We start from the raw sequence: 15,864 nt of genomic DNA on the forward strand, positions 1-15,864 counted from the left end.
ACAACACCGGCATTAACCGACTAAAACTAACATTCCGGTATTTTTTCACCGTCCCATAATAAAGTGCGATTTGAATGCACCAGACAGGGGACGGCCATGAACACGTCAAAGTTATTGGTAGAGCGTATTGGCCTATTTCCTTCTTCGGGAAATATTCAAGTGGAAGTGCATGATTCATCCCATGTCGTCGAACGCCTGCAGGTGTTGTATGCCGATAACTCACTGGACAGCGACGCGTCCGGTGCCGGGTTTTCCATGGTGTTCGCCGACTGGCGCTTCAAGTTGCAGGTCAGTGACCCGTTGTCGGTATGCCTGTGCGTGGAAAGTCGCGGCGACAGCCAGTTCATGCAGGTCAAGACGGCCGAACTGCTGGCCAATATCTGCGGCACCGAGGAGCGGCCATGAGCCTGTGGGCGGGCTTGAGACGCGGCTATGCGCTGCGCAGGCTGACGGGGATGTTCGAGGGGTTTGCCGAACCGGTGCAGGGCGCGCAGTACCAGCGCAACACCCGGGCCATCGGCCATTGGCTGGACCTGTTGCGCGGCAGCTCCCCCCAGCAGATCACCCATGCGCTGTTCCAGCAGATGAAACGCGCGCGGCGCCGTGGCAATGCGCAACGGTTCAACGCGCAGACGACCTTGCTGGCGCTGATGGTGGAAAGCAACCTGGCGCTGGACCTGGCGACCTACTCGGCCTTCCGGTGCGCGGTTTCCAGGCGCCAGGCAGGCTCCTGATGGGCCTGGTTGGCACCTGAGAGGGTCACTGCGACGCGGTTGAGCAGCCACTCCGCGTTGTACTTGGGCACCAGCCCACAGACCAGCAAAAACACCAGCCCGCCGCCGATGAACACGGGGGATACCTTGATGGGCGCGGCATCAACACACCACAGAAAGACAATGGCCGCTGTCGCACCCAGTGCGGCACCGGCCAGGGCTTCATTCAGCGGATGTATATAAGGCGCAACACAATAAGCACTGAACCCGATACTTATCACTAACCCCACCAACGCCGCCGGCCAGCGCCAGGCCAGGTTGAACTGGCGAGCCAGCAAACTCGTTGCCACCGTGACCATCAAACAGGTGTTCATGGCATGGCCACTTATTACAGCAATATCCAAGTGCTGAGACGATAAGCCCCAGCCTTTAAACAGCAACTTGCTGGCCGCCACAATCGAATAAGTCGTACCTACGGTTATTATCCAGGCCCGCAGTGCCCACGGCGCGGAATACCTTAACCAGACAGCAATCACCAGTGCGGCCGGAATCATGACGGTAATGCCGCCATATTGCGCAAGTTCTGCCCGCATCACTGCTTAACCTTCGACGTGCCATTTTCGGCGCTCATCAGACCTCAGGCCCGGCAAAAACACAACGTTATCTAGGGTCAGCAACGCGCTCAAAATGCAATTTACTGATCACAACACCTAAATATGATTCTATATTTTAATAATTAGGTTAGAACCAAACGGCATTTTACAGCGGCTGTCGCGGCCCCTACCGTGGACGAGCATGACCGACCCCCTGCCCGGCGGAGGTATTCACCCCTACTCGACAAGGACAGACCATGAGCATTGAATTCATCGGCTATATCGGCGGTCACCACGCTTCCGAGATCCACCCACGCAGCGGCCCTACCCTGCAACCGGACTACGTGGAAACCGTGGCCCGCGCCCACGAAGACGCCGGCTTCGACCGCGCGCTGGTGGCGTTCCATTCCAACAGCCCGGACAGCACGCTGATCGCCGCCCATGCCGCCAGCGTGACGAAAAAACTGCAGTTCCTGATCGCCCACCGTCCGGGCTTCGCCCAACCGACCCTGGCCGCTCGCCAGTTCGCCACCCTCGATGTGTTCAATGGCGGGCGCACCGCCGTGCATATCATCACCGGCGGCGACGACCGCGAACTGCGCGCCGATGGCAGCCATATCGGCAAGGACGAACGCTACACGCGCACCGATGAATACCTGAGCGTGGTCCGCCAGGAATGGACCAGCGATCAGCCCTTCGACTTTGCCGGCACCTACTACCAGGTCGAAGGCGCCCACTCTGCGGTGAAGTCGCCGCAGCAGCCGCATATCCCGTTGTACTTTGGCGGATCGTCCAAGGCCGCGATTGAAGTGGCGGGCAAGCATGCCGATGTGTACGCGCTGTGGGGCGAAACCTATGAGCAGGTACGCGAGATCGTGACCCAGGTGCGCGCCGAAGCGGCCAGGCATGGGCGCACGATTCGCTTCAGCCTGTCGCTGCGGCCGATCCTCGCCGCGACCGAAGAACAGGCGTGGGCCCGTGCCGACAGCATCCTGCAACAGGCCACCGAGCTGGCCGAAAAGAATGGCTTTGTGCGGCGTGAACCGCCGAATGAAGGCTCGCGCCGGTTGCTGGCGGCGGCGGCGCAGGGCTCGCGGCTGGACAAGCGTTTGTGGACGGGGATTGCCGGGTTGCTGGGGGCGCAGGGCAACTCCACCTCGTTGGTGGGGACCGCCGAACAGGTGGCAGAGGCATTGGTCGATTATTACGACCTCGGCATCACCACCTTCCTGATCCGTGGGTTTGATCCGCTCAATGATGCGGTCGACTATGGCAAGCGGTTGATCCCCCTCACCCGGCAGTTGATTGCTGAACGCGAGCAGAAAGTCGCCTGACCAAACACCACAAACCCCGTATGGGAGAGGCTTGCCCCCGATGGCAGAGTGTCAGTCAAAGATAATTGACTGATCCACCGCCATCGGGGGCAAGCCCCCTCCCACATTTTGATCTTCACCTGGCTCGGAATCAGTTCTTGTAGTCGGTATCAGTCCGCTCCAACTGCCGAATCAGCGCATTCCAATGCCGCGCCACCCCCGGTCCTTCGCCACTGGCAAACACCTTGGCCTGTTGTTCGACTTTCGCCACCACTTCGGCCGGCGGGAAGATCAACTCCGCATTCCCCGCCGCCTGCGCCGCCACCTGGATATTGCACGCGCGCTCCAACTGTTGCAGCTGCGCAAACGCATGTTCAACGCTGACGCCGGCGGTCAACAAGCCATGGTTGCGCAGGATCATCACGCTCTTGTCGCCCAGGTCCGCCACCAGCCGCTCGCGTTCGTCCAGGTCGAGGGCGACGCCTTCATACCCGTGGTACGCCACGCGCCCGGAAAAACCAATGGAATGCTGGGAGATCGGCAGCAGGCCGTCCTTCTGCGCCGACACCGCAATGCCGTCGCGGGTGTGGGTGTGCAGCACCGCCTGCAGGTCATGGCGTGCGCCGTGGATCGCGCTGTGGATCACATAACCGGCGTAGTTGATGCCCAGGCCGGTAGGGTCATCGACGATAGTGCCGTCGAGGTCGACCTTGACCAGGTTGGACGCGCTGATTTCATCGAACAACAGCCCGAAGGCGTTGATCAGGAAATGCTCCTCCGGCCCCGGCACGCGGGCGGAGAAGTGGGTATAGATATGGTCGGTCCACTTGTACAAGGCGGCCAGGCGATAAGCGGCGGCCAGTTTGACGCGCACCTCCCACTCTTGCGGGGTAACGCGCTGGCGAACATTGCTGGTGAGGTTGGTGATCGAGGTGACGCTGCTCATGGCAAAACTTCCTGGATGGCCTTAAGGACTTCCAGGCAAGCCTAGGGGATGGCCAAAAATAATAAAAAGCACATTTTAATCTAAGCTAATTATTATTTTTTTTCATATAACCCTCACCAACAGCACAAGGCAAATGGGAGCAGGCTTGCCCCCTCCCATATGGATCAGGCTGCGTCGCGGACTTTATGCAGCGACGCCGCCACCCGCTTGCCAAACGCATCCACCGGCCCCTGCAGGTTGCCCAGGAAGTGCGGATAGATCAGCCACAGGTCCATCACCGGCTTGAAATCCTTGAGCGGCATCACCGCCAGCTGCTCACGGTGCGCACTGCGTTCCAGCAACGGCCGTGGCACCAGGCCCAAGCCCAGGCCGTCGGCCACCAGGCCCAGTTGCAGTTCGGTGCCGAAGGTCTCCAGGTTGACCCGCAGGGCCAGGCCCTGATCGGACAAGGTGCGCTGCAGGCCGGCGCGGAAACCGCAGCCGTCCGGGTTGAGGACCCAGCCGTTCTGGTACACATCGGCCAGCTTGCACGGCTTTTTCGGCAACTGGGCCTTGGCGCAGACCACCACCAGTTCCATCTTGCCGATGGACTCGCCGACGATGTTGTCCGGGAAGATCTTACCTGCCGGGAACAGCGCCGCCGCCGCATCCAGTTCGCCGCGTTCGATCTTGCCCACCAACTGGCTGCCCCAGCCGGTGGCGACCTGGGCACGCAAGTCAGGGTATTCGCTGCGCAGGTGCTTGAGCGCGTCCAGCAGCACCACGTCGCCGATGGTCTGCGGCACACCCAGGCGCAACAGGCCGGTGGGCGGTGCGTCGGTGGCCACCAGCTCGCGCAGGGCATCCATCTCGCGCAGGATCAGCCGGCACTGCTCATAGACGCGGGTGCCGATCAATGTCGGCTTGAGGGGTTTGGTGTTGCGGTCGAACAGCTCCACGCCCAGCGCCTGCTCGAAGTTCTGCACGCGGCGGGTAATGGCCGGCTGGGTCAATTGCAACGACTCGGCGGCATGGCTGATGGACTGGCAACGAATCACTTCGACAAAGGCATCGATATCGTCAATTTTCATTTGGGCCGCACATAGAGAACAGTCATTAAGATGTGTGTGAAGCATAGTTGCAGGAACGTGGCGTGAATAGCCCGTGCTGCAATCGATAACGTCTAACGCTATTCAGACCGGTTCTAAATTACCTTCAGCTATAAGCTAATCATTAAAAAATAGCATATTAACTATAAACATTATGCTTAGATAACCCCATCCCTGCGACCACACGATGGAAGTGCCATGACCCAGGCCCGACACCCCGAGAGACTCAGAGCCTTCATAGGCGCCCTGGCGGAATTGATCGACGGCAACCCACGGGAAGGCGACCTGTTGCACCGTGGCGGCAAGCTGCTGGCGCAACTGGTCAGCCATGACGACTGGCTCCCCGATGAATTTGCCCAACCCGACCCCGAGCGCTACCAGCAGTTTTTGCTGCATGCCGATTCGCGCCAGCGTTTCAGCATCGTCAGCTTTGTCTGGGGGCCGGGGCAACGCACGCCGATCCACGACCATCGGGTGTGGGGGCTGATCGGCATGCTGCGCGGCGCAGAGTTCTCCCAAGGCTTCCAACGCGCACCCGACGGCAGCCTCGTCGCCGAAGGCCAGCCGATTCAACTGGTGCCGGGCCAGGTCGAGGCGGTGTCGCCCAAGGTCGGCGACATCCACCAGGTGAGCAACGCCCACAGCGACCAGGTGTCGATCAGCATTCATGTGTACGGCGCCAATATCGGCGCGGTGCGCCGTGCGGTGTACCAGCTCGACGGCAGCGAGAAACTGTTTATCTCCGGTTATTCCAACGCCTTCCTCCCGAATATCTGGGATTTGTCCAAAGAAAAGAGCCCTGCCCTATGACCACCGTATCGACCCGTAGCTTTGCCCGGATTCGCCAGGCCCTGTTGGACCGTGAAGAAGTCGCCCTGGTGGACGTGCGCGAAGAAGCGCCGTTTGCCGAATCCCACCCGCTGTTCGCGGCGAATATCCCGCTGTCCAAGCTGGAACTGGAGGTGTACTCGCGCATTCCACGCCGCGATACCCAGGTCACCGTCTACGACAACGGTGAAGGCCTGGCCGCCCGTGCAGCCGAACGCCTGGTTGCGCTGGGCTACACCCAGGTCAGCCTGCTGGAAGGTGGCCTGGACGGTTGGCGCCAGGCCGGTGGCGAGCTGTTTATCGATGTGAACGTGCCGAGCAAGGCCTTTGGCGAGCTGGTGGAAAGCGAGCGCCACACGCCGTCCCTCGCCGCTGAAGAAGTGCAGGCGCTGCTCGACAGCCAGGCCGATGTGGTGGTGCTCGACGCCCGCCGTTTCGACGAATACCAGACCATGAGCATCCCCACCGGCATCAGCGTGCCCGGTGCCGAATTGGTGTTGCGCGCGCGCGAACTGGCGCCCGACCCGGCCACCCGCATCATCGTCAACTGCGCCGGGCGCACCCGCAGCATTATCGGCACCCAGTCGCTGATCAATGCCGGCGTGGCCAACCCGGTGTCTGCGCTGCGCAATGGCACCATCGGCTGGACCCTGGCCGGCCAGAAGCTCGCCCACGGCCAGTCGCGGCGCTTTGCCCCAACTTCGGAAGAACATCGTCAGATCGCTGCCGTCGATGCCCGCCGCGTCGCCGACAAAGCCCGCGTCGGTCGCGCCACCCTGGCCGACCTGCAAGCCTGGCAGCAAGACGCTGCGCGCACCACCTACCTGTTCGATGTGCGCACCCCGGAAGAATTCGAAGCCGGCCACCTGCCCGGCGCACGCTCCACACCGGGCGGCCAGCTGGTACAGGAAACCGACCATGTCGCCAGCGTGCGCGGGGCACGCCTGGTACTGGCGGACGACGATGGCGTGCGGGCGAATATGTCTGCGTCCTGGCTGGCCCAACTGGGTTGGGAGGTGCATGTGCTGGATGACCTGCAGGCAGCGCATTTCAGCGCGAAAGGCGCCTGGGTCGCCCCGGTGCCCGCGCCGCCCCAGGCCGAACTGATCAGCCCGCACACCCTCGCCGAATGGCTCGCCCATGGCGACACCGTGGTGCTGGATTTCACCGCCAGCGCCAACTACGTCAAGCGCCATATACCCGGTGCCTGGTGGGTGTTGCGTGCGCAACTGCCCGAGGCCCTGGCCAAGGCACCCGCCGCCCAGCGTTATGTGCTGACCTGCGGCAGCAGCCAACTGGCGCGCCTGGCGGTGGCCGAAGTCGAAGCGATCACCGGCAAACAGGTGTTCCTGCTGCAAGACGGCACCGCCGCCTGGATCAACGCGCAACTGCCGCTGGAAGAAGGCGAAACCCACTTGGCCTCGCCGCGTATCGACCGCTACCGCCGGCCGTACGAAGGCACCGACAACCCCAGGGAAGCCATGCAGGCTTATCTGGATTGGGAGTTCGGTCTGGTGGAGCAACTGGCCCGTGATGGGACCCATGGGTTCTATGTGATCTGATCACTTTTTTGCAGGTCCAGCACAGATCTCTGTGGGAGGGGGCTTGCCCCCGATTGAGGTGTGTCAGTCAGTACATCTGATACTGATAGACCGCAATCGGGGGCAAGCCCCCCTCCCACATGGGCCGCATCTACTTCAACACTAATAAATGAAATTAAAGAATAATTAATTAGAAAATAATCAATTATTTTAATAATTACCATATAACCAAAAAGACCTTCACAGCAGGTTTTTATGGGCATAACGTGAACTCCTCACCGACCCCTTCTCCAGGCGGAGGTAGCCGAACCCTTTTTCGATCTGCCTGGAGCCTGCATCCCATGGTCTTTTTCACTCCGTTCAAACGCCTGCTCCTGGGCACCGCCCTGGCCCTTGGCCTGGCCACCGGCGCCCACGCCGCCGACCTGCAACCGCTGCGGGTGGCCAATCAGAAATCGACGATCAAGACGCTGCTGGAAGTCTCCGGCGAAACGAAAAACGTGCCCTATGAAATCCAGTGGTCGGAATTCCCGTCCGCCTCGCCCCTGGGCGAAGCCTTGAATGCCGGTGCCGTGGATATCGGTGCCCTGGGCGATGCGCCCTACGTGTTTGCCCTTGGCGCCGGCGCTTCGCTCAAGGTGGTCAGCATCATTCACGCCGAAGGGCGTAACACCACCGCCCTGCTGGTGCCCAAGGATTCGCCGATCAAGACGGTGGCCGACCTCAAGGGCAAGAAAATCGTCACCGGCCGCGGCTCCATCGGCCACTACCTGGCGATCAAGGCCCTGGCCACGGCCGGCCTGACCACTAAGGATGTGCAGTTCATTTTCCTGCTGCCCAGCGAGTCGCGCCTGGTGCTGGATAACGGTACCGTCGACGCCTGGTCGACCTGGGACCCCTACACCACCGTTGTCACGTCCCAAAGCCAGGCGCGGATCGTGGCCAGCGGCAACACGCTGTTGAGCAACCACCTGTACCTCGCTGCCACGCGCCAGGCCATCGCCGACAAGCGCACGCAGCTGGACGATTTTGTCGCCCGCGTCGACCGCGCCTACGCCTGGGCCAATACCCACCCCGACGAGTACGCCGCCGCCCAGGCCAAAATCACCGGGCTGCCGCTGGCCGTGCATCTGGCCGTGGCCAAGGAAACCCGCCTGAGCCCGGTGCTGATTGACGACAGCGTGATCAGTGGCCTGCAGGCCACCGCCGACACCTACCAGCAAGAAGGCCTGCTGCCCCGGCACATCGACGTGTCCCAGGGCTTCGACACGAGCTTTAACGCCAAGCGCGCCCCCAACAACCAAGCATCACGCTGAAGGAGCAGAACATGAGCACGCCACATCCATTGAAACCCCGCCATTTGAAATTGGGCGCCATGGTCCATGGTGTCGGCCACGGCTGGGGCGAATGGCGCCATCCCCAGGCGCAACCGAATGCCAGCACGAATTTCGGCTTCTACAAGCAGCAGACCGAACTCGCCGAAGCGGCCAAGTTCGACTTCGTGTTCATCGCCGACAGCCTGCACATCCACGCCAAGTCCAGCCCGCATTACCTCAACCGCTTCGAGCCGCTGACCATCCTCTCGGCCCTGGCCGCGTTGACCACGCATATCGGCCTGGTGGCCACCGTGACCGTCAGCTACACCGAGCCCTACCAGGTGGCGCGCCAGTTCGCGTCCCTGGACCACATCAGCGGCGGGCGCGCCGGCTGGAACGTGGTGACCTCGTGGCTCAGCGGCACCGCCGACAACTTCGGTAAAGCCGAGCACCCACCCCACGCCGTGCGCTACCGCATCGCCAAGGAACACCTGAACACGGTCAAGGGCCTGTGGGACTCCTGGGAAGACGACGCCTTTGCCTACAACAAGCAAAGCGGTGAATTCTTTACCCCGGGCAAGCTGCATGCGCTGAACCACAAAGGCGAGTTTTTCTCGGTCAAAGGCCCGCTGAACATTGCGCGCTCGCGCCAGGGCCAGCCGGTGATTTTCCAGGCGGGCACCTCCGAAGATGGGCGTAACTTTGCGGCGCAGAACGCCGACGCCATCTTTGTGCATGTGGAGAGCATCGAAGAAGGCCTGGCCTACACCCAGGACCTCAAGCGCCGCGCCAAGGGCTTTGGCCGCGACGCCGACAGCCTGTCGATCCTGCCGGGCATCCGCCCGATTGTCGGCCGCGACGAGGCCGAAGTGGAAAGCCGCTATCAGCAGGCGGTGGAGCTGGTCACCGTGGAAGACGCCATCGTCGCCCTCGGCCGCCCGTTCAACGACCATGACTTCAGCCAGTACCCGCTGGACGCGCCCTTCCCGGAACTCGGCGACCTGGGCGCCAACAGCCAGAAAGGCGGCTCCGACCGCATCAAGCAACTGGCCAGGGACGAAGGCCTGACCCTGCGCGAAGTGGCGCTGCGCTTCTCGCGGCCCAAGCGTGATTTTGTCGGCACCCCGGAGCAAGTCGCCGACGCGATCCAGACCTGGTTCGAACGCGGTGCCAGCGATGGTTTCATCATCAACTCGGTGCTGCCGGACGGCTTGCAGTACTTCACCGAACTGGTGGTGCCGGTGCTGCAACAGCGTGGACTGTTCCGTAGCGAATACATCGGCCACACCCTGCGCGACAACCTCGGCCTGGACGTGCCGGCCAACCGTTACAGCGTCACCGCCGAGGTCGAAGCGCAACAGGAGGCGCTGGCATGAGCGAATCCCTCAACCGTCAGTTGGCGGCGCTGCACGCCGAGCGTGTAGCCACCTGGGCGCCGGCGGCGTTGCAGGTCAATATCGACCAGCGCCAGCGCCTGGTGGATGAAGCACGGGTAGACGACTACGTGCAGCTCGGCGATGAACTGGACCCCTTCACCCTGCTCAATGTGGAAGGCGGCGAACTGACCCGCGAACGACTGCTGGCCGACGGCCCGGCGGTGCTGATCTTCTTCCGCTTTGCCGGCTGCCCGGCGTGCAATATCGCCCTGCCCTATTACGAACGCCAACTCTACCCACGCCTGCGCGAACTGGGCGTGCCCCTGGTCGCGGTGAGCCCGCAAGTGCCTGAACGGCTGGTTGAGATCAAGAGCCTCCACGCCCTGCAATTTCTGGTGGCCAGCGACCCGGGCAACCACCTCGGTCGCCGCCTGGGCATCCTCTACAGCTTCGACGAAGCCTCGCGCAATGCAGCCCTGGCCAAAGGCAATCACATCGGTGAAACCACCGGTACGGGAACCTGGGAGTTGCCGCAACCGACCGTGGTGGTGATTGCCCAGGACGGCACGGTGGCGTTCGTGGACGTCAGCCCGGACTGGCTGGTGCGTACCGAAGCCGAGCCGGTGGTGCAGGTGGTGGAGCGCTTGTTGGGCCAACAGCCTGTACGCATCGCCATCTAGGCCCACCGCCCCTCCCACATTTTGACCGAGTACATTCTCATGACCCAACCGTCTCTACGCTCCGTGGAGGTCGCCAACTTCGAGGCCCTGCTCGAGCGCCTCAGCGCCGAGCTGGCCGGCACCGCGCACCTGTATGACGAGAGCGGCGCCTTCCCCCATGCCAACTTCCAGCGGCTGCACGACCACGGCCTGGTCGCCCTCACCGTGCCCAAGGCCCTCGGCGGCGGTGGAGCCAGTCTGCCCCAGGCGCGCAAAGCGATCAGTGCGATTGCCAAGGGCGAACCGTCCACCGCACTGATCCTGGTGATGCAGTACCTGCAACACACGCGCCTGCAAGACAGCAAGACCTGGCCGTCCCACCTGCGTACCCAAGTGGCCGAGGATGCGGTGCGCAACGGTGCATTGATCAATGCCCTGCGCGTCGAACCCGACCTCGGCACCCCGGCCCGTGGCGGACTGCCGGCGACGACTGCCGTGCGCACTGCCGAGGGCTGGCGCATCAGCGGGCGCAAGATCTACTCCACCGGCAGCCATGGCCTGAGCTGGTTCAGCGTATGGGCGCGCAGCGATGACGCCGACCCGCTGGTGGGCGCCTGGCTGGTGCCCAAGGACAGCCCCGGCGTAAGCATCATCGACACCTGGGACCACCTCGGCATGCGCGCCACCTGCAGCCATGAAGTGGTGCTCGACAATGTACTGGTGCCACTGGACCACGCCGTCAGCGTCAGCCCCTGGAGCGCGCCGCAACCGGAACTGGATGCCGAGGGTTTCCTGTGGATGTCGGTGCTGCTGTCCTCGGTGTATGACGCCGTGGCCCAGGCTGCGCGGGACTGGCTGGTGAACTGGCTGGAAGAGCGCCAGCCATCCAATCTCGGTGCGGCGTTGTCGACACTGCCGCGTTTCCAGGAAACCGTCGGCCATATCGACACCCTGCTGTTCGCCAACCGCAGCCTGCTCGACGCCGCCGCCGACGGCCACACCCCGGCCGCCAACGCCGCGCAGTTGAAGTACCTGGTCACCCACAACGCCATCCGTGCCGTGGAGCTGGCCATCGAGGCCTCCGGCAACCCCGGCCTGTCACGCCATAGCCCGCTGCAACGCCACTACCGCGATGTGCTGTGCAGTCGCGTGCATACCCCGCAGAACGATGCGGTGCTGCAGGGCGTGGGTAAAGCCGTGTTCGCCCAACGCCAGAAGGAGCGCACATGAGCCAGGTGATTATTGCCAGCCAGTTGGACGAAGACTACAACGACGTGATCCGCACGCGCCTCACTGCGATCCGCCCCGGAGCCCAGGTGATCGGCGTGCCGGCAGGCGTGCCAAGCGACCTGCCGCCCCAGGCGAATATCCTGCTGCTGCGCCCGATCAACGTGCGCGGCTACACCGCACCGGACACCCCGCCACCGGGCTGGCCCTACGGCGCGCAATGGGTGCACCTGGTCTCATCGGGCATCGACTTCTACCCGCAATGGCTGTTCAACGGCCCGCCGGTGACCACCTCCCGAGGCAGCGCCGCCGACAACCTGGCCGAGTTCGCCCTGGCAGCGATCTTTGCCGCCTCCAAGCATTTGCCGGACATCTGGGTGAAGGACTCGCAATGGAATTTCACCGCCCTGCGCCCCCTCAAGGGCACCACCCTGGGCATTCTCGGCTTTGGCGCGATTGGTGAAAGCCTGGCGCAAAAAGCCCTGGGCCTGGGCATCAAGGTGGTCGCGCTGCGTCAGAGCCAGGCACCGTTCGGCGCCGGCGTGGACGCCGCCCAGGACATCCACGACCTGTTCGCCCGCGCCGACCACCTGGTAGTGGCCGCGCCACTGACCGACGCCACGCGGCATATCATCAACCGCGATGTGCTGGGCAGCGCCAGGCCGGGACTGCACCTGATCAACATCGCACGTGGGGGCCTGCTCGATCAGGAGGCGTTGCTGGAGGCCCTGGATAACGGCCAGATCGGCCTGGCATCGCTCGACGTGACCGAACCGGAGCCCTTGCCGGACGGGCACCCGCTGTACAGCCACCCACGGGTACGGTTGTCGCCGCACACGTCAGCGATTTCGACCAATAGCCGCAACGAGATTGCCGATACGTTCTTGGCGAATCTGGAGCGCTACGTTTCAGGGATCGCACTGGCGAATCTGGCTAACGCCTGACGCCGTTCAAAAATGTGGGAGGGGCGGTGCGACGATTCGACTTGCTCCCGTGGCGGCCTTCGGGCCGACCGCTTTTTGGGGTTTGGGTGAGTACATATCCGTTGCTGCGGTAACGGCCGCTATTGGTTCCGCCCTTACGGCGGGTCACTTTGGAAAAGCCCCAAAGTAACCAAAGGGCTCTTGCCCCACCACTCGGTACCTCGCCTAGGCTCGGTATGCCCGAACGAAGGCTTGAATCCGTGGGCCGCCGTCATGGGCCATCCCTGGCCCAGGACGGCTAACCCGGCGTCCTGCCGGGTTACCCACGGATTCAAGCCTGCGTTCGGCCAGCGTGGTTAACGGGGCGCCTGAGATCAAGATCAAAAGCCAGAGCAAAAGCAGAGCAAAAGCAGAGCAAAAGCAGAGCAAAAGCAGAGCAAAAGCAGAGCAAAAGCAGAGCAAAAGCAGAGCAAAAGCAGACCGAGTTCTAGCTGATATGTGGAGATCCAAATGTGGGAGGGGCGGTGCGACGATTCGACTTGCCCCCGATGAGGGTGGGTCAGTGATACTTGGGTTGACTGACTCACCGCTATCGGGGGCAAGCCCCCTCCCACATTTACCGAGTACACCAGACCCAACTCCGGTCGGCTCTAAGGCCGCCGCGCTTTAGCTCTTGATCTCAAATCGCCCCGTCAAACACGCTGGCCGAACGCAGGCTTTGGAGCGTGGGTAACCCGGCAGGACGCCGGGTTAGCCGCGCTGGGCCAGGGATGGCCCATCGCGGCGGCCCACGCTCCAAAGCCTTCGTTCGGGCACACCGAGCCTAGGCGAGGTGCCGAGTGTTGGGGCGAGGACCTTTTGCTTACTTTTGGGTCCCTCCAAAAGTGAGCCGCTGTAAGAGCGGAACCATAGGCAGCCGTTACCGCAGCAACGGATATGTACTCGGTCAACTCCAAATACATGGTCGGCCCGAAGGCCGCCATCGGGAGCAAGTCGAATCGTCGCACCGCCCCTCCCACATTTGGTTATGCGGCCAGGCGAGGAATATCATCAGATATACGCATTATAAATAACCATTAACTGCATATTTTTAATAATTAACATATAACAAAACGGACTTTTACGAACGCCTTTCCTATCCATATTGTTATGTCCAGCACCGACCCCTGACCAGGTGGAGGCCTTGCCTGAACCACCACTTTCTCAGGGACCTACCATGAGCCACATCGCCGCGCCCAATCGCCTCACCCTTGCTGTCTCCCTCGCCCTGTTCGGCGCGTACGCCCACGCCGATGACGCCGCGCTGCCGGTGGTCAATGTCACGGCCGAGCACCGCAGTGAAGACTTGCAGAAAACCCCACTGGCGATTTCCGCCTTCGACGAGAAGAGCCTCGACGACAAGCAGATCCGCAGCGTGCGCGATCTGTCGGGCCAGGTGCCGAACCTGACCCTCAGCCGCCAGTCGATCTCCTACAGCGCCCAGACCTATGGCATTCGCGGCATCGGTGAAACCGACCCGATCCAGGAAGCCGCCGTGGCGGTGTACGCCGACGACTTGTACATCCCACGGGCGATTTCCTCGATGCTCGACTTCAATGACGTCGAGCGCGTCGAAGTGCTGCGCGGCCCCCAGGGCACCCTGTACGGGCGCAACAGCAGCGCCGGGGCGATCCGCGTGATCACCCGCGACCCCAACCAGGAAACCCGTGGTTTCGTCGAGCTCGGTGCCGGCAACTACAATGCGCAGAACGGCCGTTTCCTGATCAGCGGCCCGCTGGTGGACAACGCGTTGTTCGGCAGCTTTTCGGCGCTCCGCCTGAGCCGCGACGGCACGGTGTCCAACCCGACCCGGGGCAAGGATGTCAACAACGTCGATATCCAGTCCTACCGCGGCAAGCTGCGCTACAAGCCCGAGGATTCACCCTGGGATGTGCAGTTGACCCTGGCCGGCACCTTTGACCGTGGCGACACCACCAGCTACTCGCCGTTCGACGCCAACGGCCGTTTCGACAAGTTCAAGAGCTACAGCAGCCTCGACCCGAAAAACCGCCTTGACCAGGGCAGTTCGGTGTTGCGCGCGATCTACGCGATCAATGATCACTTGAATGTCAAATCGGTCACTGCCTGGTCGTCCTTCAACCAGCCGGTGGACTACGACAACTCTGGCCAGGCCGCGCTGATCCAGAACAACCTGATCCTCTACAAGCAAAACTACGCCACCCAGGAATTCCAGCTCAACGGTGACTACGACGACTTCAGCTTCAGCACCGGCCTGTACCTGTACCGCGAACGCTTCGATGCCGACCGCGACAACCTCACCTACTCCATAGCACGCAACCGGGTGATAGGCCAGGGCCAGTACAGCACCACCAACACCGAAAGCTACGCGCTGTATGGCCAGGGCACCTACAAGATCACCCCGCAGCTGTCGCTGATCGCCGGCCTGCGCTTTACCCGCGAACACAAGAACTTCGAGTTCACCAATTACGCGATCAATACCGACCGGCAGATTACCGGCACCAACTTCGCGGCCGAGTCGAGCAAATCCTGGCAGTCCACCAGCCCGAAAATCGGCTTCGAATATGCCTGGACGCCGCACCTCAACCAGTACGCCTACGTCGCCAAGGGCTTCAAGGCCGGCGGATACGACAACCGTGCGCCGACCCGCGCCGCCGCCGAGCAGGCGTTTTCGCCGGAAGACGTGACCACCTGGGAAACCGGCTTCAAGGGCGACTTCTTCGACCAGCGCCTGCGGGCCAACGTCGCGCTGTTCTACAACGACTACAAAGACCTGCAGACCAACGCCTACGACCCGGCGCTGGGGGTGAGCCTGCGCACCAACGTCGGCCAGGCCCACACCTACGGTGTCGAGCTGGAAACCCTCACCGCCCTGAGCCGCGACCTGCAACTGAGCGCCAACCTCGGCTACCTGGAGAGCCAGTACGACGACTTCCAGAACGCCAGCGGTGCCGGGGTCGATGCCAATGGCAAGCAATTGGTGTTCTCGCCGCGCTGGAACGCCAGTGTCGGCCTGAACTACACCATTTCCGCAGGCCTGCCGGGCACCTGGCTGGCGGGCACGGATGCGCAGTTCCAGACCAAGTCCTACGCCAACGCGCTGAACGACGACATCCAGGAAGTGCCGCAGCAAACCTTCTGGAACGCCAACACTCGCTACATCAGCGGCGACGGCCACTGGACCACCACCCTGGCGGTGAAAAACCTGCTGGACCGCGCTTACCCGCAATCGGTGGGCTATGTGCCGTCCAGCGGCGCCCGTTATTACTCGGTCAACGATCCGCGCACGCTGTTGCTGTCGGTGCGCTATGACCTCTGAGTGC

15 protein-coding genes are annotated in these 15,864 nt (G+C 62.5%); 11 read left to right on the top strand and 4 right to left on the bottom strand.

The genetic code is table 11. From position 1 onward, the window contains the following. The first annotated feature begins 96 nt into the window (after positions 1-96). Together NIBR502773_RS30805 and NIBR502773_RS02240 are read left to right on the top strand one after the other, a co-directional pair. Positions 97-405 carry a phosphomannomutase gene (locus NIBR502773_RS30805; RefSeq protein ID WP_223841602.1) on the top strand — a complete coding sequence of 103 codons (309 nt, stop codon included), beginning with the start codon at positions 97-99 and terminating at the stop codon, positions 403-405. After that, the gene (locus NIBR502773_RS02240; protein WP_141155240.1) at positions 402-734 is read left to right on the top strand and encodes a hypothetical protein; all 333 of its coding nucleotides are present in this window, start codon (positions 402-404) and stop codon (positions 732-734) included. The genes NIBR502773_RS30805 and NIBR502773_RS02240 overlap by 4 nt, the downstream gene beginning before the upstream one ends. Here the strand turns inward: NIBR502773_RS02240 and NIBR502773_RS02245 are convergent. After that, positions 686-1,306: a phosphatase PAP2 family protein gene (locus tag NIBR502773_RS02245; protein WP_373682408.1), complete on the bottom strand. Its 621-nt coding sequence runs from the start codon at positions 1,304-1,306 to the stop codon at positions 686-688. The two genes, NIBR502773_RS02240 and NIBR502773_RS02245, sit on opposite strands and share 49 nt — an antisense overlap. Before the next feature lie 257 nt (positions 1,307-1,563). On the opposite strand from NIBR502773_RS02245, the gene NIBR502773_RS02250 reads away from it, so the two are divergent. Next, entirely contained in the window at positions 1,564-2,640 is a 1,077-nt protein-coding gene (locus tag NIBR502773_RS02250; RefSeq protein ID WP_141155242.1) for an LLM class flavin-dependent oxidoreductase, read from the top strand. Between the two features lie 130 nt (positions 2,641-2,770). Here the strand turns inward: NIBR502773_RS02250 and NIBR502773_RS02255 are convergent, their stop codons facing one another. Further along, positions 2,771-3,565, bottom strand: a complete 795-nt coding sequence (locus tag NIBR502773_RS02255; RefSeq protein ID WP_027608693.1) for a class II aldolase/adducin family protein — start codon at positions 3,563-3,565, stop codon at positions 2,771-2,773. 164 nt (positions 3,566-3,729) lie between these two features. Beyond that, a complete protein-coding gene (locus tag NIBR502773_RS02260) occupies positions 3,730-4,635 on the bottom strand; it encodes a LysR family transcriptional regulator (protein ID WP_027608694.1) in 906 nt (301 codons plus the stop codon). A 216-nt stretch (positions 4,636-4,851) separates the two neighbouring features. On the opposite strand from NIBR502773_RS02260, the gene NIBR502773_RS02265 reads away from it, so the two are divergent. Then, positions 4,852-5,463, top strand: coding sequence for a cysteine dioxygenase (locus tag NIBR502773_RS02265; RefSeq protein ID WP_141155243.1), 612 nt, complete (start codon positions 4,852-4,854; stop codon positions 5,461-5,463). Then, positions 5,460-7,043, top strand: coding sequence for a rhodanese-related sulfurtransferase (locus NIBR502773_RS02270; RefSeq protein WP_141155244.1), 1,584 nt, complete (start codon positions 5,460-5,462; stop codon positions 7,041-7,043). Before NIBR502773_RS02265 ends, NIBR502773_RS02270 begins: the two co-directional genes overlap by 4 nt. Here NIBR502773_RS02270 and NIBR502773_RS02275 read toward each other — a convergent pair. Further along, positions 7,031-7,285 (bottom strand): hypothetical protein, encoded by a 255-nt coding sequence (locus tag NIBR502773_RS02275; protein WP_141155245.1) that lies wholly within the window; start codon positions 7,283-7,285, stop codon positions 7,031-7,033. The genes NIBR502773_RS02270 and NIBR502773_RS02275 overlap by 13 nt on opposite strands. A 78-nt stretch (positions 7,286-7,363) precedes the next feature. Here NIBR502773_RS02275 and NIBR502773_RS02280 point away from each other — a divergent pair, with 78 nt between their 5' ends. The 6 genes from NIBR502773_RS02280 (at position 7,364) to NIBR502773_RS02315 (ending at position 15,860) form a co-directional block, all read left to right on the top strand. Next, the gene (locus tag NIBR502773_RS02280) at positions 7,364-8,338 is read left to right on the top strand and encodes an ABC transporter substrate-binding protein (protein ID WP_141155246.1); all 975 of its coding nucleotides are present in this window, start codon (positions 7,364-7,366) and stop codon (positions 8,336-8,338) included. 11 nt (positions 8,339-8,349) lie between these two features. Further along, positions 8,350-9,714 carry an LLM class flavin-dependent oxidoreductase gene (locus tag NIBR502773_RS02285; RefSeq protein WP_115488253.1) on the top strand — a complete coding sequence of 455 codons (1,365 nt, stop codon included), beginning with the start codon at positions 8,350-8,352 and terminating at the stop codon, positions 9,712-9,714. After that, positions 9,711-10,394, top strand: a complete 684-nt coding sequence (locus tag NIBR502773_RS02290) for a peroxiredoxin-like family protein (RefSeq protein ID WP_141155247.1) — start codon at positions 9,711-9,713, stop codon at positions 10,392-10,394. The genes NIBR502773_RS02285 and NIBR502773_RS02290 overlap by 4 nt, the downstream gene beginning before the upstream one ends. A 39-nt stretch (positions 10,395-10,433) precedes the next feature. After that, a complete protein-coding gene (locus NIBR502773_RS02295; protein ID WP_141155248.1) occupies positions 10,434-11,603 on the top strand; it encodes an acyl-CoA dehydrogenase family protein in 1,170 nt (389 codons plus the stop codon). Then, entirely contained in the window at positions 11,600-12,544 is a 945-nt protein-coding gene (locus NIBR502773_RS02300) for a D-isomer specific 2-hydroxyacid dehydrogenase family protein (protein WP_141155249.1), read from the top strand. The genes NIBR502773_RS02295 and NIBR502773_RS02300 overlap by 4 nt, the downstream gene beginning before the upstream one ends. Positions 12,545-13,739: 1,195 nt before the next feature. Further along, positions 13,740-15,860 carry a TonB-dependent receptor gene (locus NIBR502773_RS02315; protein WP_141155251.1) on the top strand — a complete coding sequence of 707 codons (2,121 nt, stop codon included), beginning with the start codon at positions 13,740-13,742 and terminating at the stop codon, positions 15,858-15,860. Positions 15,861-15,864 lie beyond the last annotated feature (4 nt).

The sequence above is a fragment of the Pseudomonas sp. NIBRBAC000502773 genome, from assembly GCF_006517195.1.
GTDB classification, from domain to species: domain Bacteria; phylum Pseudomonadota; class Gammaproteobacteria; order Pseudomonadales; family Pseudomonadaceae; genus Aquipseudomonas; species Aquipseudomonas marginalis.